The sequence below is a fragment of the Phaeospirillum tilakii genome (assembly GCF_042683125.1).
Classification (GTDB): domain Bacteria; phylum Pseudomonadota; class Alphaproteobacteria; order Rhodospirillales; family Magnetospirillaceae; genus Phaeospirillum; species Phaeospirillum tilakii.
This window is the reverse complement of record NZ_JBHUIY010000005.1, coordinates 1-19714: the sequence shown is the minus strand read 5'-3', so window position 1 is coordinate 19714 and position 19714 is coordinate 1. Positions and strand designations below refer to the sequence as shown.

The window sequence follows — 19714 nt, the reverse complement described above, 5'->3', positions numbered from 1 at the left end:
GTGAACCGGAATTTTAGCCGTTGGCGCCGTTCATTTGTCGCGGCGGTGGCGGCGGTCGAGATCGGCGGCGGCCAGCACCGCTTCGGCCGGTTCGCTGCCGTCGATCCGGTGCAGGCCGAACCCGAAGGCAAAGGCATGGTGGCCGCCGTCCCATAGGAACGGGGTCTCGCCCAGCCGGGTGATCAGTTCGGTGGTCTTGGCCGCGGCGCGGTCGGGGTCGGTGCCCATCAGCACCAGGGCGACGTCGCCGTCGTCGAGCAGCCCGAGCGGATCGGTGGCGCGCAGGTTGGCGATCAGGGCCGAGCAGAGCTGGCGCAGCGCGGCGTCGCCGGCGGCGAGCCCGGCCCGGGCGCGGATCTGTTCCAGCCCCTCGACCTGCAACAGCACCAGGGTGCCGTCGAGGCCGTGGGCGGCGATCAGGTCGTCGATCAGGCCGATGAAGCCGTGCCGGTTGAGCACCGGCGCCAGCGGATGGTGGGTGGACTGGCCCTCAAGGGCGGCGAGGCGCTGGCGCAGATGGCTTTCCTGCCGGCGCAGCCGGTCGAGTTCGCCGAGGGTCCGGGTCACCGCCGCCAGCACCGCCGGGGTCACCGCCGTTTCCGGCAGGCCGAGGATCGAGGCGACATCGCTGGCGCTGTGTTCCGGATCGGCCCCTTCGGCGGTGGGGTAGGCGTCATAGGGCGAGGCCGGGCCGCCATGGCGATGGCCCCGGCCGGGCAGGCGGCCGGGCACGGGCACTTCCGGCTCCCGCTTCATGAGGTCGATGGCGGCGAGCACCGGCTCGGTGCGCAGATCGTTGGTCATGGCTCTCACCTTTCTGGTTGGAGGCCAAACACTCTGTCCCGCGGCCTGACGTCATCAGGCCCGGCGGGGGCGGTCCCGCCGGTTTCGGCTTCGCCGGAACAGACAGAACGCTAGATCCAAAGTCTAGCACCTTCGCCCGAGGGGGGAAACCTGTCCGGAAGCAGGGGCCGGGTCGCGGGATCAGTCGGCGACCAGCGGCAGCACCAGCCGGAACCGGCTGCCGGCGCCCGGGCCGCTTTCGACCGCGATCGCCCCGCCCATGCTCTTGACGATCCCCTGCACCACCGACAGGCCGAGCCCGGTGCCCTGGCCGACCGGCTTGGTGGTGAAGAACGGGTCGAAGATCCGCGCCCGGGTCGCCTCGTCCATGCCGCAGCCGGTGTCGGCGACGCTGATCTCGACATGGTCGCCATCGGCGGCCAGCCCCGCCAGCGGATCGGGCGGGGCATCGGCGCCGCCGATCCGGGCCGCCCGTTCCGCCGGCGCCAGCCGGCGCAGGCCGAGGGTCAGGGTGCCGCGCCCCTCCATCGCGTCGCGGGCGTTGTTGACCAGATTGAGCAGCACCTGCTGCAACTGGCCCGGCTCGCCGGTGACCTGGAGCGCGGCCGGTTCGCGTTGGATCTCGACCCGGATGGTCGGCGGCAGGGTCGGCACCGCCATCGCGGTGAAATCGTCGAAGGCGCGGGTGACGTCGAACGGGGCGACGGCGTGGCTTTCCTTGCGGCAATAGGCCAGCACGTTGCGGACGATCTCGCGGCTGTTCTTGGCGGCGCTGATGATGCGGGCGCAGCGTTCGTCGTTGCGCGGGTCGAGCCGGGCGGTGCGGGCGATCATCTCCGCCCCCATCAGGATCGGCCCCAGCATGTTGTTGAGTTCGTGGGCGACGCCCCCGGCCAGCCGCCCCAGCGCCTCCAGCTTCTGGCCCTCGTAAAGCAGCTGGGCGAGCTGGCGGCGTTCGTGGGCGTCGCGGGTCGCCTCGGTGACGTCCTCGACGAACAGCAGCAGCGACGGTTCGTCCTCGGCCGCCTTGGCCGGGAAGCGGGTGCCGGTGATCCGCCAGTGGCGCTCGGCCCCGTCGGGCAGGCCGGGATCGCATACCAGGGCGAACGACATCCCGGCCGGCGGAATCCGCGCCGGCGGCGGCAGGAAGCGGGCGCTGACCAGATCGTGCAGGTTGGTGCCGACCAGGGGATGGCTGCCGTCGCCGACCATGGTCTCGAACGCCGGGTTGGAGAACAGGATGGTGCCGTCCATCGCCATCACCACGATCCCGAGCGAGGCGGTGATGAAGGTCAGCCGCAACCGCCGCTCGCTGTCGGCCATCCGCCGTTCGGCGTCGCGGCGGCGGGTGATGTCGCGGCCGATCACGATCACCGACAGCCGGCCGTCGCGGCGCAATTCGCTGACCGTCATGTCGAACGGGAAGCGGCTGCCGTCGCGCCGCCGTCCGGTCATCTCGCGTTCGAGCGGCCGGTCGGCGGCGCCGGCCTCGTCGGCCACCATCGCCAGCGGCGACGGCTCGCCCGGGCCGGTCAGTTCGGCGAAGGGCAGCCCGGCGGCCTCGCCCGGCCCCAGCCCGAACACCCGCTGGGCGGCGGCGTTGCACCAGGTCACCCGCTCGTCGTCGGCCAGCAGGAAGATGCAGTCCTGGGCGTGCTCCATCAGGGTCTGGTGCTGGAATTCGGCCCGCACCGAGCGGGTGTTGTCCTGCCACAGCCCGTCCCACACCACCCGCCCGTCGCCGAGCCGGCGCGGCCGGGCGGATTCGCGCAGCCAGCGGGTCTCGTCGCCGGCGGTGACGACGCGGAAATCGACCCGGCACGGGGCCAGCGCGGCGGCGGAGGCGTGGATCGCGGCGGCGTGGGTGTCGCGGTCGGCCCAATGCACCACGCTGAGGGCGCCACCCGGCCCGACCGTCAGCGCCTCGGGGGCGAAGCCGAGAATCCGGGTCGCGTTGGGCGAGATCCAGGGATAATGCAGGCTGCCGTCCGGCCGCAGCTCGCGCCGCCAGGCGATGCAGTCGAGATCGGCCAGGATATCGACCATCCCTTCGTCCGGGGGGGCGAGGTCGGTCCAGATGGGCGGGCCGGACTCGGGCATGGGCGAAACCTCGCGACGGGAAGGGCAGACCAGCGCAACGGGTTCACTGTATCATGGCCTCCCGCGAGGCGCGACCTCGCGGCGGCGACAGGAAAGGGGGCAGGGTGGGGACCGACGCGCATGTGGTGGTGGTCGGCAACGAGAAGGGCGGCTCGGGCAAGACCACCCTGGCGCTGCATGTCGCGGTCGGGCTGCTGCGGCTCGGCTTCCGGGTCGGCTGCCTCGATCTCGATGCCCATCAGGCCTCGCTGACCCGGATCCTGGCCAGCCGGCGCGCCTGGGGCGAGCGCCTCGCCGCCGCCTTGCCCCATCCCCGTGTCGAGGCGGTCGCCCCCTCCAGCCTCGATTCCCGCGCCGCCGCGCTCGAGGAGGAGCGCGACCGGCTCGATTGTGCCGTCGCCGGCCTCGCCGCCGTCTGCGACTTCGTGGTGATCGACTGCCCCGGCACCGATGCCCCGCTGTCCCGCCTCGCCCATCTCCACGCCGACACCCTGCTGACCCCGATCAACGACAGCCCGCTCGACCTCGACCTGATCGGCCGGGTCGATCCGCTGCGCCGCGCCCTGGTCGCCCCTGGCCCTTATGCCGAGCGGGTGTGGGAATGGCGCCGCGAACGCTGCCGCCGCCATCGCGCCGGCCTCGACTGGCTGGTGGTGCGCTCCCGTCTCCGCAACGATGGCGGCCCGGCTCTGGCCGCCGATCTGGTCGGCCCGATGGCCCAGGTGTTGGGGTTCCGCCTGATCACCGGGCTGAGCGAACGCCGGGCCCACCGCGATCTGCTGCTGTGGGGGCTGACCGCGCTCGATCTCGACCAGCCCGGCCTCGGCCTCGACCAGACCGAGGCCCAGCGCGCCGCCCACGCCGAGGCCCGTGCCCTGCTGGCCGAATTGTGGCTGCCCCGCGTCGCCGGACGACTCTAGCGTTGCGCGGGCTCTGCCCGCCCCCGCCAAGGGCCGCAAGGCCCTTGGATCCCTGTCCTTGCCCTTCGCGCGGCCAACATCCGCGCCCAAGCGGAAAGGCCGGTCCGCGTCCGATCCTCAATGGGTTCCAAGGGCCTTGCGGCCCTTGGCGGGGGTGGGCGGAGCCCACATCACCCTGCCCGCTGACGCGTAAAAAAGGGAGGAGCCTCGCTTACACCGGCCAGGCGGTTTCGAGCCGGGGGCCGACCCGCAGCGGGGCGATGCGGGTGGCGAGGCCGGTCTTCTCGTCGGTCTCGACCAGCACCCCGCACACCGTGCCGGTTCCGTCGGCCGGGGACAGCCGTTCGCCCGGGACCTTGCGGGTGAATTTCTGGGTGGCCGGGATCTTCTTCATCCCGATCACCGAATCGTAATCGCCGCACATCCCGGCATCGGTCAGGTAGGCGGTGCCGCGCGGCAGGATCTGGGCGTCGGCGGTGGGGATGTGGGAATGGGTGCCGACCACCAGGGTGACGCGGCCGTCGCAGGAATGGCCGAGCGCCATCTTCTCGCTGGTGGCCTCGGCATGGACATCGACCAGGATCGCGTCGAGCCCGCCCGGCCCCAGCCGCAGCCGGGCCAGTTCGCGTTCCAGCGCGGCGAACGGACAGTCGAGCGCGTCCATGAACAGCCGCCCCATCACCTGGATCACCGCGACCCGGCGGCCGCGCGCCAGGGTGTAGACCCCGACCCCGCGCCCCGGCGTGCCGGGCGGAAAGTTCAGCGCCCGCAGCAGGCGCGGTTCGCCGTCGATGTAATTGAGGATCTCGCGGTGGTCCCAGGCATGGTTGCCCAGCGTCACCACATCCACCCCGGCGGCGTAGAAATCATCGCAGATCTTCGGGGTCAGGCCGAAGCCGTGGGCGGCGTTCTCGCCGTTCAGCACCACGAAGTCGGGGGCGACCCGGCTGCGGATTTCCTTCATCCAGGCCAGCACCGCATCGCGGCCCGCCCGTCCCACCACGTCCCCCAGGAACAGCAGTTTCATGCCTGCACCACGCTCACCAGTCCCTCCTCGGTCAGGATCGCGTCCAACGCCTGATCCCACGGCTCCACCGGCACGGCCGGAAGCTGCTGGGCGGCATAGGCCAGTCCGACGGCGATCAGGCCACCGTCCCGGCGCAGGGCTGCCAGCGTCCGATCATAGTAGCCGCCGCCGAAGCCGAGACGGAACCCTTTTGCGTCGAAGCCCAGCACCGGCACCAGCAGCAGGGTCGGCCGCAGCAGCGGCGCGGAGGGAAGCGGGTGGAAGGTACGGTGCGGTCCGGGCGCCAGCGGGTCGCCCGGCATCCAGCGGCGGAACCGCAGCGGCGCGTCGGGCGCCGCCACCTCGGGCAGGGCCAGCGCCGCGCCGCGCGCCGCCAGTTCGAGCAGCAGCGGGCGGTCGTCGATCTCGCCCGGCAGCGGCCAGTAGCCGGCCGCCACCGTGCCGGGCGGCAGCGCCAGTTCGGCCCCGGCCCGGGCGATCGCCGCCGCCGCCGCCGCGCCCTGGCGGGCGCTCTGTTCGCGGCGGATGCGCGACGCCTCGCGGCGCAGCGCCTGCTTCGTTTCGGCGGGGGAGGGGAGAGTCATGATGGTTCGATTCAAGTGGGAGCGGCGCCACCTCGGCCGTTGACGTGCGAGTCCTCTGTGGCCTGCTTACGCAGGTGGGTGGCCGTGTGCCGGAACCACGATCCCGGCAGGGACAGCCCCCGAGAGGTCGGTATTGGCCCCAGGGACATTGGCTGTCTGACGCACCGCGCAGCTAACCGCTCCCACCGTTACTTTAGACCGGTTTCATCCCAGTGTCATCCAAAGACGGCCGATTCGGCATAGGGTTTTACCCTTATCGGCGTAAGGGGAACGCGGGGGCGGGCGACGCGGAAAACGCGCGCCCCACCCCCGCGCCACTCGCTCGGCCCTTGCCTTGCCGCCGGCTTTGGCGTAATCGGGGCGCCATGGTCGTCGCCCGCCCTGTCAGGGGGCCGGGGCACGGCCCTCTCTCCGTTTCTGCATGGGATACGCACGGGGCCATGGCCGGTCATTCGCAGTTCAAGAACATCATGCACCGCAAGGGGGCGCAGGATGCCAAGCGCGCCAAAGTCTTCACCAAGCTGATCCGCGAACTGACGGTGTCGGCGAAGACCGGTCTGCCCGACCCGGCGGCCAATCCGCGCCTGCGCGCGGCGGTGATGGCGGCGCGTGCCGCCAACATGCCGCGCGACACCATCGACCGCGCCATCAAGCGCGGCAGCGGCGGCGGCGACGACACCAATTTCGACGAGGTGCGCTACGAGGGCTACGGCCCCGGTTCGGTGGCGATCATCGTCGAGGGTCTGACCGACAACCGCAACCGCACCGCCTCGGAAATCCGCTCGGCCTTCACCAAGAACGGCGGGGCGATGGGCGAAACCAACTCGGTGTCGTTCATGTTCGACCGGGTCGGCGCGATCCGCTATCCCGCCAGCGTCGCCGACGCCGACACCGTGCTGGAAGGCGCGATCGAGGCCGGCGCCGACAATGTCGAGAGCGACGAGGAAGGCCACGAGATCACCTGCGCGCCGGATTCGCTCGCCGCGGTGCGCGACGCGCTGGAAGCCCGCTTCGGCACCCCGGAATCCGCCCGGCTGGAGTGGAAGCCGCAGACCCTGGTCGCGGTCAATGACGAGGAAACCGCCCGCACCCTGCTGAAGCTGCTGGAAATCCTCGAGGACAATGACGATGTCCAGCGGGTCCAGGCCAATTTCGAGATCCCGGACGAGATCATGGAGCGCCTGGGCGGCTGAGGCGGCGGGACGGCCGGGGAGAACGGGCGATGAGGGTGCTGGGCCTCGACCCGGGATTGCGCCGGACCGGCTGGGGGGTGATCGACCTGACCGACACCCGCCTGCGCCACATCGCCGACGGGGTGGTTTGCTCCGACGATTCGCTCAGTCTGGCCGAGCGGCTGGTGCAGTTGCATGACGGGCTGCGGGCGGTGGTCGCCGCCTTCGTCCCCGACGCGGCGGCGGTGGAGGAGACCTTCGTCAACCGCAACCCGGAAAGCACCCTCAAGCTCGGTCAGGCCCGCGGCATCGCCCTGCTGGTGCCGGCCCAGGCCGGCATCGCCGTCGGCGAATATGCCCCGACCCGGATCAAGCAGGCGGTGGTTGGCACCGGCCGCGCCGCCAAGGAACAGGTCGGCATGATGGTCCGCACCCTGCTGCCCGGCTGCCTGGTCGAAAGCCCCGACGCCGCCGACGCCCTGGCGGTGGCGATCTGCCACGCCCACCACCTCACCACCCGCAGCCGGCTCGATCAGGCGGTGCGGCGATGATCGCCCGGCTGCGCGGCACCGTCGATGCGCTCGGCGAGGATTGGGCGGTGATCGATGTCGGTGGGGTCGGCTATCTGGTCGCCTGCTCCGGCCGCACCCTCGGCCGCCTCGCCGTCGGTACCGCCGCCGCCCTGCTGGTCGAGACCCATGTCCGCGAGGACGCGATCCTGCTCTACGGCTTCCTTGACGCCGCCGAGCGCGACTGGTTCCGCCTGCTGATCACCGTCCAGGGGGTCGGCGCCCGCCTGGCCTTGTCGATCCTGTCCGCCGCCCCGCCCGAGCAATTGCTGCGGGCGATCGCCGCCGGCGACAAGACCGGGCTGACCCGGGCCAACGGGGTCGGCCCCAAGCTGGCGCTGCGGATCCTGACCGAGTTGAAGGACAAGGTGGCGGCGATCTCGCTCGCCCCGGTCGCCGCCGGCGCGCCGGTAGCGGCGGCTCCGCTCGGCGACGGGCCGCTGGAGGATGCGGTGTCGGCCCTGGTCAATCTCGGCTACCGCCGGCTCGAAGCCTTCGAGGCGGTCGGGGTGGTGGCCGGCGAACTGGGCGAGGGCGCGGCGGTGTCGGCGCTGATCGGCGCCGCGCTGAAGCGGCTCGGCCGGGATCTGCTGAAATGAAAAAATCGTGGGCTCCGCCCACCCCCGCCAAGGGCCCGAGGCCCTTGGATCCCTTTGATGGTCGGGCACGGATCGGCCTTTCCGCTTGGGCTCAGGCGTTGGCGGCGCCCGACGATCGATGGGTTCCAAGGGCCTTGCGGCCCTTGGCGGGTGCGGGCGGAGCCCGCGTCCTTGAGCGGGGGGCGGCATGACCGGGGACCGGGTGGTGTCGCCGCTGCCGGCGGCGGAGGATGTCGAGGCCTCGGTGCGGCCGCTGCGGCTCGATGATTTCATCGGCCAGCGGTCGGTGTGCGACAATCTCAAGGTGTTCATCGACGCCGCGCGCGGCCGGGGCGAGGCGCTCGACCATGTGCTGTTCCACGGCCCGCCCGGGCTGGGCAAGACCACGCTGGCGCAGATCGTCGCCCGCGAGCTGGGGGTGGGGTTCCGCGCCACCTCGGGGCCGGTGATCCAGCGGGCGGGCGATCTCGCCGCGCTGCTGACCAACCTCGAAGCGCGCGACGTGCTGTTCATCGACGAGATCCATCGCCTTAATCCTGCCATAGAGGAGGTTCTCTATCCGGCGATGGAGGATTTCCAGCTCGATCTGATCATCGGCGAGGGCCCGGCGGCCCGGTCGGTGCGGATCGACCTGCCCCGCTTCACCCTGGTCGGCGCCACCACCCGCTCGGGGCTGCTGACCACCCCGCTGCGCGAGCGGTTCGGCATTCCCTGCCGGATGAACTTCTATCTCCCGGAGGAGATGGAGGCGATCGTCCGGCGCGGCGCCGGGGTGCTGGGGCTGGCGATGACCGATGACGGCGCCGCCGAGGTGGCCCGCCGTTCGCGCGGCACCCCCCGCGTCGCCGGGCGGCTGCTGCGGCGGGTGCGCGACTTCGCCACCGTCGCCGGCCGGCTGCCGGTCGATGCCCGCGTCGCCGATCAGGCGTTGCAGCGGCTGGAGGTCGATCGCCTCGGCCTCGACGCGATGGATCGCCGCTATCTCGGCCGCATCGCCAGCGACTATGCCGGCGGGCCGGTCGGGGTCGAGACCCTGGCCGCCGCCCTGGCCGAAAGCCGCGACACGCTGGAGGAGGTGGTCGAACCCTATCTGCTTCAGCAGGGGCTGCTGCAACGCACCCCGCGCGGGCGGATGCTGTCGGCCAGCGGCTACCGCCATCTCGGCCTGACCCCGCCGGCGCGGCCGGCCGGGGGCCAGCTCGATCTGCTCGACGGCGTCGATGAGGAGGAAGGATGACGCGGCTGCACCGCCACCCGGTCCGGGTCTATTTCGAGGACACCGACGCCGGCGGCATCGTCTATCATTCCTGCTATCTCAATTTTGCGGAACGCGCCCGCACCGAAATGGTGCGAGAGCTTGGCATCAGTCAGCAGGCCCTGCTCGAAACCGGGACCGCCTTCGCGGTGCGCCGCGCCGCGCTCGACTATCTGCGCCCGGCGCGGCTCGACGATCTGCTGGTGGTCGAGAGCGAGGTGCGGTCGGTCGGCGGCGCCACGATCGAGATGGGCCAGACCATCCGCCGCGACGGCGACGGCACGGAATTAGTACGCCTTGACGTCCGGCTGGGCTATATCACCCTGTCCGGCCGCCCGGCGCGGTTGCCCGCCGCCTTGCGCGGCCTGTTCGAGACCTGGATCAGCGAAAGGCGATAGACATCATGGATCCAACGCAGACGGCGGCGGTCGCGGGAGCGGCCATGCAGCATGACCTGTCGATGTGGGCGCTGTTCCTGCGCGCAGACATCATCGTCAAGTTGGTGATGCTGGCGCTGATCGGCGCCTCCTTCTGGTGCTGGGCGATCATCTTCGACAAGACGCTGAAGATCCGCCAGCTCACCCAGCGCGCCGACCAGTTCGAGGAATCCTTCTGGTCGGGCGGCTCGCTCGAGGAGCTCTATGACCGGATCGGCTCGCGCCCGCTCGATCCGATGTCCTCGGTGTTCGTCGCGGCGATGCGCGAATGGCGCCGCACCGCCGCCAAGGGCCTCGCCGACCGCGATCTGACCCGCGCCAGCCTGCCGCAGCGGATCGACCGGGTGATGAGCGTCACCCTCGGCCGCGAGATCGAACTGCTCGAACGCCGGCTGGGCTTCCTCGCCTCGGTCGGTTCGACCGCCCCCTTCATCGGCCTGTTCGGCACGGTGTGGGGCATCATGAACAGCTTCGAATCGATCTCGGCGACCAAGAACACCTCGCTCGCGGTGGTGGCGCCCGGCATCTCCGAGGCGCTGTTCGCCACCGCCCTCGGCCTCGTCGCCGCGATTCCGGCGGTGATCGCCTACAACAAGATCTCGAGCGACCTCGACCGCTACGGCAAGCGGCTGGAGAACTTCGCTGGCGAGTTCGGCGCGATCCTGTCCCGTCAGCTCGAGGAGAAGATCTGATGGGCGGCCCGGTCGGCATCCGCCGGGGCCGGGAGAAGTTCCGGCCGGTGGCGGCGATCAACGTCACCCCGATGGTTGACGTGATGCTGGTGCTGCTGGTGATCTTCATGGTCACCGCGCCGCTGCTGACCGCCGGGGTCCAGGTCGATCTGCCCAAGACCCAGGCCGCGCCGCTGAAGGGCGATGACCAGCCGGTCTCGGTCAGCGTCGATGCCCATGGCCGGATCTTCGTCCAGGAGACCGAGGTCCGGATGGAGGAACTGGCGCCCAAGCTCCAGGCGATCGTCGCCCAGAAGCCGGAGACCCGCATCTTCGTCCGGGGCGACAAGGGGATCGAGTACGGCAAGGTGATGGAGGTGATGGGGGTGCTCAGCAGCGCCGGGATCCCCAAGGTCGCCCTCGTCACCGAGAACCGCAGCCCCGACGCCCCCCGGACCAAGCACTAGGCGGCGTCATGGACATCCGGCGGGAAAGCTACATCTATTCCGGCCTGCTGCACCTGTTCATCGTGTTGCTGGCGGTGCTGGGCCTGCCTCACCTGTGGCGCGAGCCGCCGGTCGACGAGGAGCCGATGGTGGTCGATATCGTCCCGATCGGGCCGAAGACCAATCCGCCGCCGCTGCGCGACAACAAGCCGCAGCCGGAACCGCAGAAAATCGACGAACCGAGCCCCGAGCCGCCGACTCCCCAGCCGGTCAAGCCCGAGCCCAAGCCGATTCCGGCGCCGCCGCCGCCCACCCCGGTGCCGCCGCCGCCCAAGCCCGAACCCAAGCCCGAGCCGCCGAAGCCCGAGCCCAAGCCCGAACCGAAGCCGGAGCCGCCCAAGCCCGAGCCCAAGCCGGAACCGCCGAAGCCCGAGCCGAAGCCGGAACCGAAGCCCGAGCCCAAGCCCGAGCCCAAACCCGAGCCGAAGCCGGAGCCCAAGCCCGAGCCGCCCAAGCCCGAGCCCAAGCCGAAGCCGCCCGAGCAGAAGCGCAAGGAGCCGAGCGAGGACCTCGATTCGCTGCTGAAGTCGGTCGAGAAGAACAAGCCGCAGCCGCAGCAGGCCAAGCAGCAGCCCGACGACCTCGACAAGCTGCTGAAGGGGGTCGAATCGATGAAGCCGGCGACGCCGCAGGCCAAGGCCTCGGCCGGGCAGTCGCAGCCGCAATCGGTGCGCGGTTCCAGCCTGCACAATGCCAACGAGCCGGTGTCGATGACCGAAAAGGACGCGATCCGCGCCCATGTCGAGAAGTTCTGGGACGTCCCGGCCGGGGCCAAGGACGCCGACAAGCTGATCGTGCTGGTCCGCGTCTCGGTGATGCCCGACGGCACCGTCACCGACGCCCAGGTGGTGCCCGACCCGGTGCAGATGCTGAACCCCTATTACCAGGCCGCCGCCGACAGCGCCCGCCGCGCCGTCCGCCGCGCCAGCCCGTTGCCGATCCCGGCCAACAAATACGACCAGTTCCGGGATTTCACCCTCGCCTTCAACCCGAAATTCGCGGCAGGAAGATGATCGCCATGTCTCGTTTTCGCCTGCTGGCGGCGGTGGCCGCCGTCCTGTTGCTCGGCTGGGCCGCCTCGCCCGGCCGGGCCTTCGCCGAGGTTCGGATCGACATCACCAACGGCCAGTTGCGGCCGTTGCCGATCGCGATTCCCGATTTCGCCGGTCATGCCGGCGGGGCCACCCAGGTCGGGCGTGACATCGCCCGGGTGGTGGCGGCCGACCTCGACCGTTCCGGCCTGTTCAAGCCGATCGATCCCAACGCCTACATCCAGTCGGTCGAATCCCTCCAGGTCCAGCCGCGTTTCGCCGACTGGAAGGCGATCAACGCCGAGGCGCTGGTCCAGGGCAAGGCCGAGGCCGGCCCCGACGGCCGCATCCGCGCCGAGTTCCGGCTGTGGGACGTGATGTCGGAAACCTACATGACCGGCTGGGCGATGTCGGCGGCGCCGGCCGACTGGCGCCGTCTCGCCCACAAGATCGCCGACGCGATCTACAAGCGGGTCACCGGCGAGGACGGCTATTTCGACACCCAGATCGTCTACATCGCCGAATCCGGGCCGAAGAGCGACCGCCGCAAGCGTCTCGCCATCATGGATCAGGACGGCGAGAACCACCGCTTCCTCACCGACGGCAGCGAGCTGGTGCTGACGCCCCGCTTCTCGCCCAGTGCCCGCGAGATCACCTACCTGTCCTATTATCGCGGCACGCCCCGGGTCTACATCTTCAATCTCGACACCGGCCGGCGCGAGGCGCTCGGCAACTTCCCCGGCATGACCTTCGCCCCGCGCTTCTCGCCCGACGGCAACAAGGTGGTGTTCAGCATGGCCGAGGACGGCAACACCGAGATTTACGAGATGAACCTGATGACCCGCTCGAAGGTTCGCCTCACCAACAACCCGGCGATCGACACCGCGCCGTCCTTCTCGCCCGACGGCAGCCAGATCGTGTTCGAATCCGACCGCGGCGGCGGGCAGCAGCTCTACGTGATGGGCGCCGGCGGCGGCGGGGCCAACCGCATCAGCTTCGGCGACGGCCGCTACGCCACCCCGGTGTGGAGCCCGCGCGGCGACCTGATCGCCTTCACCAAGCAGAAGAGCGGCCGTTTCTACATAGGTGTCATGCGCCCCGACGGATCGGGCGAAAGACTGCTGGCCGAGGGCTTCCTGGTCGAGGGTCCGACCTGGGCGCCGAACGGTCGCGTGCTGGCGTTTTGGCGCGAATCTCCTTCGGATGAGCGGGGTCGCGGCCAGACCGCGCGGCTCTATACCATCGACCTGACCGGTGTGAACGAACGGATGGTGGTGACTCCGGTGGACGGGTCGGACCCTGCTTGGTCCCCCTTGATTCCGTAGGAACATCTTAGTATAGTCCGCGCCGATTAGGGTTTGTTCCTCGTGGCGCCGCATCCGCTTCAGGACGGCGTCGGCTCGGATGCGCACCAGCCAGGCTGGTGCGTGGTCCGGCCAAGCTCAATCTGGAATCCATTTCCCGTTGCATTGAGGGGGAGTCCTCAAATATGAAACTGCGTTTCCTCAGCATCGTCGCCGCCGCCGCTCTTCTCGCGGCTTGCGAATCCGCCCCGGAAAACACCGGTGCCGCTTCCGGCGGTGGCGTTTCCGCTCCGCCGGTCGCCCGCACCGCCCCGACCTCGGGCATCGTGAAGGGCTCGAAGGAAGACTTCATCGCCAATGTCGGCGACCGCGTCTTCTTCGACTTCGACAAGTACAGCCTGCGGGCGGACGCCAAGGCGACCCTCGACAAGCAGGCCGCTTGGCTGAAGACCTACCAGAACTACACCTTCACCGTCGAAGGCCATGCCGACGAGCGCGGCACCCGCGAGTACAACCTCGCCCTCGGCGAGCGTCGTGCCAACTCGGTGCGTGAGTACCTGGTTGCCGCCGGCGTTCCCGCGTCGCGCATCAAGGTTGTCTCCTACGGCAAGGAGCGTCCGGTTGCTCTCGGCTCGAACGAGGCGGCCTGGGCCCAGAACCGTCGTGGCGTGACCGTCCTGAACTAATCAGGGCCGCACCGCGACTGGTGTTCAGGGGGCGCCCGCCCGTCCGTCTGGTCCTGGACCGGCGGGTCGGGCGGGCGCCTTCCTTTTTGTTTCCGCCGGTCCCCGGGACCGTCCCCGCCGTTCCGCTCCGCCCATGGCCGGATCCGGCCAGGGCCGGCGGCGGTGACCGCAGCGCAACGTCTAACCGAAGGTCGGAGCCCTTGCGACGCCAGCTTCTCATTTCCGCCCTGTCCCTTCTGCTTGGCGCCGGAGTCGCGCCGGCGGCGGCACTGGCCCAGAGCAGCACGGTGATCCGCTCTCCCGCGATCGGCGGCGGCACCACCTCGAGCAATCCCTATGGCGCCTCGCCCTATGGCAGCGCGGCCGCCGCGGCCGGCACCCCGTCGGGTGGCGGTGGCGGCCAGATCGAACGGCTCGAGGAGCGCATCAATGAACTCGAAGACCTCGTCCGCCAACTGACCGGCAAGGTCGAGGAAGCCAATTTCAAGGCCCAGCAGGCCAACAAGGCGCTGGAGCGGATGCAGGGCGACATCGATTTCCGCTTCAAGGAAATCCAGGAAGGCAAGGGCGGCGCCGCCCCGGCCGCCGCCGCCGCTCCGCCGGCCGCCCCGGCCACCGCCGCCAACGGCGCCCCGGTGCTGATCCCGCCCAAGGGCGCGGTGGCGCCGGGCGGCAATGCCGCCGGCAGCAGCGGGCTGGCCCCCGGGCCGACCAATCTCGGCCAGACCGCCGCCAGCGGCGCGCCGGCCGCCGCCGCCCCTCCGGCCGCGCCGAAGGATCCGCAGGCGGCCTATGACGCCGCCTTCGCGATGGCGCAGAAGGGCGATTACGACAACGCGATGGCGGCGTTCGACGCCTTCCTCAAGGCCTATCCCAACCATTCGCTGGCCGCCAACGCCCGCTACTGGCAGGGCGACATCCTGTTCACCAAGAAGGATTTCGGCGCCGCCGCCGCTGTGCTGCTCGAAGCCTACAAGAAGTACCCGAAGCACCCCAAATCGCCCGACATGATCTTCAAGGCGGCGATGTCGTTCGTGCAGCGCGGGGAGACGCAGAAGGCGTGCAGCGCCTTTGCCATCCTCTACAAGAATCATCCCGACATGCCGGACCGGATCAGCCGCGCCGCCTCGGCCGAGCGGCAGCGTCTCGGCTGCAACTGACGCCGGCGGCGACGGCCCGCCGCAGGCAGGCTCCGGGCGCGCTCCCGCCGCGTTCTGGACGGCCCGGCCGTCGCACCGAGGGCACGGGGGCGCGCCCGGCGCCTTCCCGGCCCGACGCGGGCAAAGCCCCGGCCGTCCGGCCGGGCGGGCGGAGGCTCTGTTCCCGATGTATCGTTTCTTTCTCGCCGTGATCAGCCTGGGGCTGCTGTTGGCCATCACCGCCGCCGGCGGTCTGGTGGTCGCCTTCTGGCATTTTGGCCGCGACCTGCCCGATTACCGCCAGCTCGCCAATTACGACCCGCCGGTGACCACCCGGGTCTATGGCGCCGATGGCCGGCTGGTGGCGGAATATGCGGTCGAGAAGCGGGTGTTCGTGCCGCTGACCGCGATCCCCCAGATGGTCAAGGACGCCTTCCTCTCCGCCGAGGACAAGAGCTTCTACACCCATCCCGGCGTCGACATCACCGGCATCGGCCGCGCGGTGGTGACCAACCTGCGCAACAAGGGCAAGGGGGTCGATCGCCGCCCGGTCGGGGCCTCGACCATCACCCAGCAGGTGGCGAAGAACTTCCTGCTGACCAACGAGGTCTCGATCGAACGCAAGATCAAGGAAGCGATCCTGGCGCTGCGGATCGAGCGCGCCTTCACCAAGGATCACATCCTCGAACTCTACCTCAACGAGATCTATCTCGGCGCCGGCTCCTATGGCGTCGCCGCCGCCGCGCTCAATTATTTCGACAAGGGCCTCGACGAGCTGACCCCGGCCGAGGCCGCCTTCCTCGCCGCGATGCCCAAGGCGCCCAACAATTACAACCCCTACCGCCATGCCCAGGCGGCCAAGGACCGGCGCGACTGGGTGATCGGCCGGATGTACGAGGACGGCAAGCTGTCCACCGCCGATTATCAGGCGGCGCTGGCCCAGCCGCTCGAGGTGCGGGCGCGCAAGGAGACCCAGGCCAGCCTCGGCGCCGATTATTTCGCCGAGGACATCCGCCGCGAGCTTCAGGCCAAATACGGCGAGGCCGCGCTCTATCGCGGCGGGCTGGTGGTGCGTTCGACCATGGATGCCGACCTCCAGGCGCTGGGGACCCGGGTGCTGCGCGCCGGGCTGTCCCGCTATGACCGCCGCCATGGCTGGCGTGGCCCGGTCGCCCATGCCCAGACCATCGCCAATCCGGCCAAGATCCTGGCGGCGGTGCCTCGTCCCGGCGGGGCCGAGGACTGGCAACTCGGGCTGGTCACCGCCTTGTCCGACGCCGAGGCGACCCTGGCCCTGCCCGACGGTTCGGTCGGCCATCTGCCGATCGGCGAACTGCGCTGGGCGCGGCGGATCCTCGACAAGACCGGCCGCACCGGCCCGACTCCGCGCCGTCCCGCCGACATCCTGTCGGTCGGCGACGTGCTGCTGGTCGAGGCGGTCGAGAAGAGCGAGGAGGGCCGGGCCTATCCCGCCGCCACCTACGCGCTGCGTCAGGTGCCGAAGGTCGAGGGCGCGCTGGTGGCGGTCGATCCCCGCACCGGCCGCGTGCTGGCGATGGTCGGCGGCTGGTCCTACGGCAAGAGCCAGTTCAACCGCGCCAGCCAGGCGATGCGCCAGCCCGGTTCGTCGTTCAAGCCGTTCATCTACCTGACCGCGCTGGAGAACGGCTACACCCCGTCCTCGCTGGTGCTCGACGCGCCGATCGCGCTGTCGCAGGGGCCGGGCCTGCCGATGTGGCGCCCGCACAATTACCATGACAGCTATCTCGGCCCGACCACCCTGCGGGTTGGGCTGGAGAAATCGCGCAACCTGATGACCGTCCGCCTCGCCCAGGCGCTGGGGATGGACAAGGTGGCCGATCTCGCCGGCCGCTTCGGCATCTACGACAATCTGCCGCATCAGCTGGCGATGTCGCTCGGCGCGGGTGAGACCACCCCGCTCCGGCTGACCACCGCCTATGCGATGCTGGTCAATGGCGGCAAGAAGCTGCGGCCGACCCTGATCGACCGCATCCAGGACCGCAACGGCAAGACCATCTACGCCCACGATGTCCGCTTCTGCGAGGGCTGCTCGGCGCCGCGCTATTCCGGCCAGGACATGCCGACCCTGCCCGACATCCGCGAGCAATTGGTCGATCCGGTTTCGGCCTACCAGATCGTCTCGATGCTGGAAGGCGTGGTTCAGCGCGGCACCGGTGGCGCGGTCCGCGCCGTCGGCAAGCCGCTGGCCGGCAAGACCGGCACCTCCAACGATTCGAACGACGTCTGGTTCGTCGGTTTCTCGCCCGACCTCGCCGTCGGCGTGTTCGTCGGCTTCGACGACCCGGATTCGCTCGGGCCGAAGGAAACCGGCGGCTCGGTGTCGGCGCCGATCTTCCGCGACTTCATGGCGGAGGCGCTGAAGGACAAGCCGGCGACGCCGTTCCGCATGCCGGCCGGGGTGCGGCTGGTGCGGGTCGATCCCCATACCGGCCGCCCGGCGATGCCCGGCGACAAGGGGGCGATCTACGAGGCATTCAAGAGCGGTGACCGCATGCCGGGCGAGCAGGAGAACGTGCTCGACGGCGACAATGGCGATGGCAGCTTCAGCTTCGCGCCCTATTTCGGGGCCGAGGAGGGCGCCGCTCCGCCCGCGCCGGCCGATGGCCAGCCGGTGCTGATCCCGCCCGAGTCCGGCGTTCCCGCCGCCCCGACCCCGGCCCCCTCGGCCGCGCCGTCGGCCGGCGGACTGTACTGATCCGGGCTCTGCCCGGACCCGCCAAGGGCCGCAAGGCCCTTGGATCCCCTTGGTGGGGGTGCCCCTCCCATCGAAGCAGGTCCAGGAGCCGCTGGCTCCTGGCGGGTGCGGGCGGAGCCCGCCTTCAGGCCCGGCTGTCGCCGACCAATTCGCCCTGACGGTCGAACACCAACACGTCGAGATCGATCTCCGGCGCGGCAAGCGCGGTGCGGGCGACGGCTTCGGCGGCGCGGGCAATCGCGTCGCCCAGCTTCAGCCCGGCGGCGCGGGCGAGGTCGAGCACCTCAAGCGCGGTGTTGGCGGCGGCGGCGCGGGCGACCAGCGCCGGATCGGCCCCCAGCCCGGCCAGGGTGGCGGCCAGCGCGGTGGGATCGACCTGGCTGCGCTTTGAATGCAGATCGAGCGCGCCCGCCGCCAGCTTCGACATCTTGGCGAAGCCGCCGGCGATGGTGACCCGGGGCAGGGGATGATGGCGCAGGTGGCCGAGCAGGCCGCCGACGAAATCCCCCATGTCGATGATCGCCTCGGCCGGCAGATCGTAATGCCGCCGCACCGCGATTTCCGAGGTGTGGCCGACACAGCCGGCGACATGGGTCAGCCCACAGGCGCGGGCGACATCGACCCCGCGCCGGATCGAATGGATCCAGGCCGAACAGGAATAGGGCACCACCACCCCGGTGGTGCCGAGAATCGACAGCCCGCCCAGAATGCCGAGCCGGGGGTTCCAGGTGCGGGTGGCGATGCGCTCGCCGTCGGGCACGGCGATCTCGATCTCAAGGTCGCCAAGACCGGCGGCGGCCGCCGCCGCGCCCATCAGCCGGCGCGGCACCGGATTGATCGCCGGCTCGCCCACCGCCAGCGGCAAACCGGGGCGGGTGACGGTGCCGACCCCCGGGCCGGCGCGGAACAGCACCCCCTGGCCCGCCGCGGCGCGGCGCACGGTGGCGACGATGGTGGCGCCGTGGGTGACGTCGGGATCATCGCCGGCATCCTTGACCACCCCCGCCCGCGCCCAGCCCGGCCCGCTCTCGCGCAGGGCCAGGGCAAAGGAGGGCGTCTCCCCGCGCGGCAGGGTGATGGTGACCGGGTCGAAAAAATCGCCGCCGATCAGGGCGGCGAGGGCGGAGCGGGTCGCGGCGGTGGCACAGGCGCCGGTGGTCCAGCCCGGGCGCAACGGGCGGTCGGGGGCCTCCGGGTCAGTCGGCGACACGCTTCAGCACCTCGGTGATCGTCACGGCGAGGTGATCCTCGACCACCACCACCTCGGCGCGGCAGATCCGCTTGCGGTTGACGTAGAGATCGACCGGGTCGTTGACCTTGCGGTCGAGCTCGACCACCGCGCCGCGGCCCAGCTTCAGCAACTGGGCGATCGGCAGATTGGCGGTGCCGAGCACGGCCGACACCTCGACGGTGACGTCGTACACCGCCTCGCGGTTGTCGCCGACGCCCAGGGCTTCGTTGATCGCGTTGCTTTCAGCCATCTGCTCAGGTCTCGTGCGTCGCCCGGGAGAGGGAAGGGGGGAAGCCGGGGCGTGCGGCTTCCCGACCATAGCCGATTTCCCGACCGCGATGAACCGCCGCCTCGGCCCGCGCCGGGGGCGGGGCAGGGCGGCGGGGCCGTCAGGAAACCGTCTTGTCGGCTCCGGCGGGGAGGGATAGTATGAACATCCTTCGCCGTTCGGCACCGGTTCGATCGATCGTCTCACCAACGATCTCTCATCTTCCCTAAAAAAAGGGTTGACCGGCGGCGGGGGAGGGCCTAGAAAGCGCCCCTCGCCGCGACGGACCGACTGGTTCCGAAGCGACGGGGGCCTCGAAGAAGGCCGCTGCCACCGGGTCGCACCGGCGGCGTAAAAAAAGCGGTTGACACGGGGTTCGGCGCTGAAGTAGAAACGGCGCCCTTGCCGCTCCGGACTTTCCGGCGGCGGCGAAAAAAAGAGATTGACACGGCCGGCCGGGCCGAGTAGAAACCGGCCTCCCGCTGCGGCGGGCCTCGCCTCCGAGCGGGACGGAAGACGGAAACGTCCTCCTGCTGTTTGACAAGTGAAGAGACAGGAAGGGATGCGCAGGCGGCGCCGGTCCGGTTCACGGACCGACCAAAGTCAAGCGCATCTCAGCTAAGCGTGATGTAATTGCTTTGGACGAGCTCCGGTCTGCAACCTGGTTGCAGAAG

Annotated in this window: 19 protein-coding genes and 1 other RNA gene; 13 read left to right on the top strand and 7 right to left on the bottom strand. The window is 70.4% G+C overall.

Features of this window, described 5'->3' with window-relative positions; translation table 11 throughout:
• Positions 1–30 precede the first annotated feature (30 nt).
• Together ACFSNB_RS03855 and ACFSNB_RS03850 are read right to left on the bottom strand one after the other, a co-directional pair.
• Entirely contained in the window at positions 31–804 is a 774-nt protein-coding gene (locus tag ACFSNB_RS03855; protein ID WP_377314676.1) for a diguanylate cyclase domain-containing protein, read from the bottom strand.
• Between the two features lie 180 nt (positions 805–984).
• Positions 985–2904 (bottom strand): PAS domain S-box protein, encoded by a 1920-nt coding sequence (locus ACFSNB_RS03850; protein WP_377314674.1) that lies wholly within the window; start codon positions 2902–2904, stop codon positions 985–987.
• A gap of 104 nt (positions 2905–3008) precedes the next feature.
• Here ACFSNB_RS03850 and ACFSNB_RS03845 point away from each other — a divergent pair, with 104 nt between their 5' ends.
• Positions 3009–3824, top strand: a complete 816-nt coding sequence (locus ACFSNB_RS03845) for a division plane positioning ATPase MipZ (RefSeq protein WP_377314672.1) — start codon at positions 3009–3011, stop codon at positions 3822–3824.
• A gap of 211 nt (positions 3825–4035) precedes the next feature.
• Here ACFSNB_RS03845 and ACFSNB_RS03840 read toward each other — a convergent pair whose 3' ends face one another.
• The 3 genes from ACFSNB_RS03840 to ssrS all read right to left on the bottom strand — a co-directional run bounded on the left by ACFSNB_RS03840 (position 4036) and on the right by ssrS (position 5613).
• Positions 4036–4851 carry a TIGR00282 family metallophosphoesterase gene (locus ACFSNB_RS03840; protein WP_377314670.1) on the bottom strand — a complete coding sequence of 272 codons (816 nt, stop codon included), beginning with the start codon at positions 4849–4851 and terminating at the stop codon, positions 4036–4038.
• Complete coding sequence (locus ACFSNB_RS03835) at positions 4848–5435, bottom strand: 5-formyltetrahydrofolate cyclo-ligase (protein ID WP_377314668.1); 588 nt, start codon at positions 5433–5435, stop codon at positions 4848–4850. The genes ACFSNB_RS03840 and ACFSNB_RS03835 overlap by 4 nt, the downstream gene beginning before the upstream one ends.
• 20 nt (positions 5436–5455) lie before the next feature.
• A non-coding RNA gene (ssrS, locus tag ACFSNB_RS03830) (6S RNA) lies at positions 5456–5613 on the bottom strand.
• 262 nt (positions 5614–5875) lie between these two features.
• Here ssrS and ACFSNB_RS03825 point away from each other — a divergent pair.
• From ACFSNB_RS03825 to ACFSNB_RS03770, 12 genes are all read left to right on the top strand, one after another.
• Positions 5876–6628, top strand: a complete 753-nt coding sequence (locus tag ACFSNB_RS03825) for a YebC/PmpR family DNA-binding transcriptional regulator (RefSeq protein ID WP_377314666.1) — start codon at positions 5876–5878, stop codon at positions 6626–6628.
• A 29-nt stretch (positions 6629–6657) separates the two neighbouring features.
• Positions 6658–7158, top strand: coding sequence for a crossover junction endodeoxyribonuclease RuvC (ruvC, locus tag ACFSNB_RS03820; RefSeq protein WP_377314664.1), 501 nt, complete (start codon positions 6658–6660; stop codon positions 7156–7158).
• A complete protein-coding gene (ruvA, locus tag ACFSNB_RS03815) occupies positions 7155–7775 on the top strand; it encodes a Holliday junction branch migration protein RuvA (protein WP_377314662.1) in 621 nt (206 codons plus the stop codon). The genes ruvC and ruvA overlap by 4 nt, the downstream gene beginning before the upstream one ends.
• 187 nt (positions 7776–7962) lie before the next feature.
• A complete protein-coding gene (gene ruvB, locus ACFSNB_RS03810) occupies positions 7963–9012 on the top strand; it encodes a Holliday junction branch migration DNA helicase RuvB (protein ID WP_377314660.1) in 1050 nt (349 codons plus the stop codon).
• A complete protein-coding gene (locus tag ACFSNB_RS03805) occupies positions 9009–9428 on the top strand; it encodes a YbgC/FadM family acyl-CoA thioesterase (protein WP_377314658.1) in 420 nt (139 codons plus the stop codon). Before ruvB ends, ACFSNB_RS03805 begins: the two co-directional genes overlap by 4 nt.
• A 5-nt stretch (positions 9429–9433) precedes the next feature.
• Positions 9434–10159 (top strand): protein TolQ, encoded by a 726-nt coding sequence (tolQ, locus tag ACFSNB_RS03800; protein WP_377314656.1) that lies wholly within the window; start codon positions 9434–9436, stop codon positions 10157–10159.
• Positions 10159–10605, top strand: a complete 447-nt coding sequence (tolR, locus tag ACFSNB_RS03795) for a protein TolR (protein ID WP_377314654.1) — start codon at positions 10159–10161, stop codon at positions 10603–10605. The genes tolQ and tolR overlap by 1 nt, the downstream gene beginning before the upstream one ends.
• Before the next feature lie 8 nt (positions 10606–10613).
• Positions 10614–11657, top strand: coding sequence for an energy transducer TonB (locus ACFSNB_RS03790; protein WP_377314652.1), 1044 nt, complete (start codon positions 10614–10616; stop codon positions 11655–11657).
• On the top strand, positions 11654–13000 hold the full coding sequence (gene tolB, locus ACFSNB_RS03785) for a Tol-Pal system beta propeller repeat protein TolB (protein ID WP_377314651.1): 1347 nt from the start codon (positions 11654–11656) through the stop codon (positions 12998–13000). The genes ACFSNB_RS03790 and tolB overlap by 4 nt, the downstream gene beginning before the upstream one ends.
• Positions 13001–13164: 164 nt before the next feature.
• A complete protein-coding gene (gene pal, locus ACFSNB_RS03780; protein WP_377314649.1) occupies positions 13165–13665 on the top strand; it encodes a peptidoglycan-associated lipoprotein Pal in 501 nt (166 codons plus the stop codon).
• 200 nt (positions 13666–13865) lie between these two features.
• On the top strand, positions 13866–14825 hold the full coding sequence (gene ybgF / locus ACFSNB_RS03775) for a tol-pal system protein YbgF (RefSeq protein ID WP_377314647.1): 960 nt from the start codon (positions 13866–13868) through the stop codon (positions 14823–14825).
• 166 nt (positions 14826–14991) lie between these two features.
• Positions 14992–17541 (top strand): penicillin-binding protein 1A, encoded by a 2550-nt coding sequence (locus ACFSNB_RS03770; protein ID WP_377314645.1) that lies wholly within the window; start codon positions 14992–14994, stop codon positions 17539–17541.
• Positions 17542–17665: 124 nt separating this feature from the next.
• Here ACFSNB_RS03770 and ACFSNB_RS03765 read toward each other — a convergent pair whose 3' ends face one another.
• Complete coding sequence (locus ACFSNB_RS03765; RefSeq protein ID WP_377314644.1) at positions 17666–18751, bottom strand: cobalt-precorrin-5B (C(1))-methyltransferase; 1086 nt, start codon at positions 18749–18751, stop codon at positions 17666–17668.
• Positions 18738–19022 (bottom strand): flagellar motor switch protein FliN, encoded by a 285-nt coding sequence (gene fliN, locus ACFSNB_RS03760; protein ID WP_377314643.1) that lies wholly within the window; start codon positions 19020–19022, stop codon positions 18738–18740. Before fliN ends, ACFSNB_RS03765 begins: the two co-directional genes overlap by 14 nt.
• Positions 19023–19714 lie beyond the last annotated feature (692 nt).

Excerpts from the sequence above, each read along its gene's own strand:
- ACFSNB_RS03855 (WP_377314676.1), bottom strand. The coding sequence starts at position 804 with ATGACCAACGATCTGCGCACCGAGCCGGTGCTCGCCGCCATCGACCTC.
- ACFSNB_RS03850 (WP_377314674.1), bottom strand. The coding sequence starts at position 2,904 with ATGCCCGAGTCCGGCCCGCCCATCTGGACCGACCTCGCCCCCCCGGAC.
- ACFSNB_RS03840 (WP_377314670.1), bottom strand. The coding sequence starts at position 4,851 with ATGAAACTGCTGTTCCTGGGGGACGTGGTGGGACGGGCGGGCCGCGAT.
- ACFSNB_RS03835 (WP_377314668.1), bottom strand. The coding sequence starts at position 5,435 with ATGACTCTCCCCTCCCCCGCCGAAACGAAGCAGGCGCTGCGCCGCGAG.
- ACFSNB_RS03825 (WP_377314666.1), top strand. The coding sequence starts at position 5,876 with ATGGCCGGTCATTCGCAGTTCAAGAACATCATGCACCGCAAGGGGGCG.
- ruvC (WP_377314664.1), top strand. The coding sequence starts at position 6,658 with ATGAGGGTGCTGGGCCTCGACCCGGGATTGCGCCGGACCGGCTGGGGG.
- ruvA (WP_377314662.1), top strand. The coding sequence starts at position 7,155 with ATGATCGCCCGGCTGCGCGGCACCGTCGATGCGCTCGGCGAGGATTGG.
- ruvB (WP_377314660.1), top strand. The coding sequence starts at position 7,963 with ATGACCGGGGACCGGGTGGTGTCGCCGCTGCCGGCGGCGGAGGATGTC.
- ACFSNB_RS03805 (WP_377314658.1), top strand. The coding sequence starts at position 9,009 with ATGACGCGGCTGCACCGCCACCCGGTCCGGGTCTATTTCGAGGACACC.
- tolQ (WP_377314656.1), top strand. The coding sequence starts at position 9,434 with ATGGATCCAACGCAGACGGCGGCGGTCGCGGGAGCGGCCATGCAGCAT.
- tolR (WP_377314654.1), top strand. The coding sequence starts at position 10,159 with ATGGGCGGCCCGGTCGGCATCCGCCGGGGCCGGGAGAAGTTCCGGCCG.
- ACFSNB_RS03790 (WP_377314652.1), top strand. The coding sequence starts at position 10,614 with ATGGACATCCGGCGGGAAAGCTACATCTATTCCGGCCTGCTGCACCTG.
- tolB (WP_377314651.1), top strand. The coding sequence starts at position 11,654 with ATGATCGCCATGTCTCGTTTTCGCCTGCTGGCGGCGGTGGCCGCCGTC.
- pal (WP_377314649.1), top strand. The coding sequence starts at position 13,165 with ATGAAACTGCGTTTCCTCAGCATCGTCGCCGCCGCCGCTCTTCTCGCG.
- ACFSNB_RS03770 (WP_377314645.1), top strand. The coding sequence starts at position 14,992 with ATGTATCGTTTCTTTCTCGCCGTGATCAGCCTGGGGCTGCTGTTGGCC.
- fliN (WP_377314643.1), bottom strand. The coding sequence starts at position 19,022 with ATGGCTGAAAGCAACGCGATCAACGAAGCCCTGGGCGTCGGCGACAAC.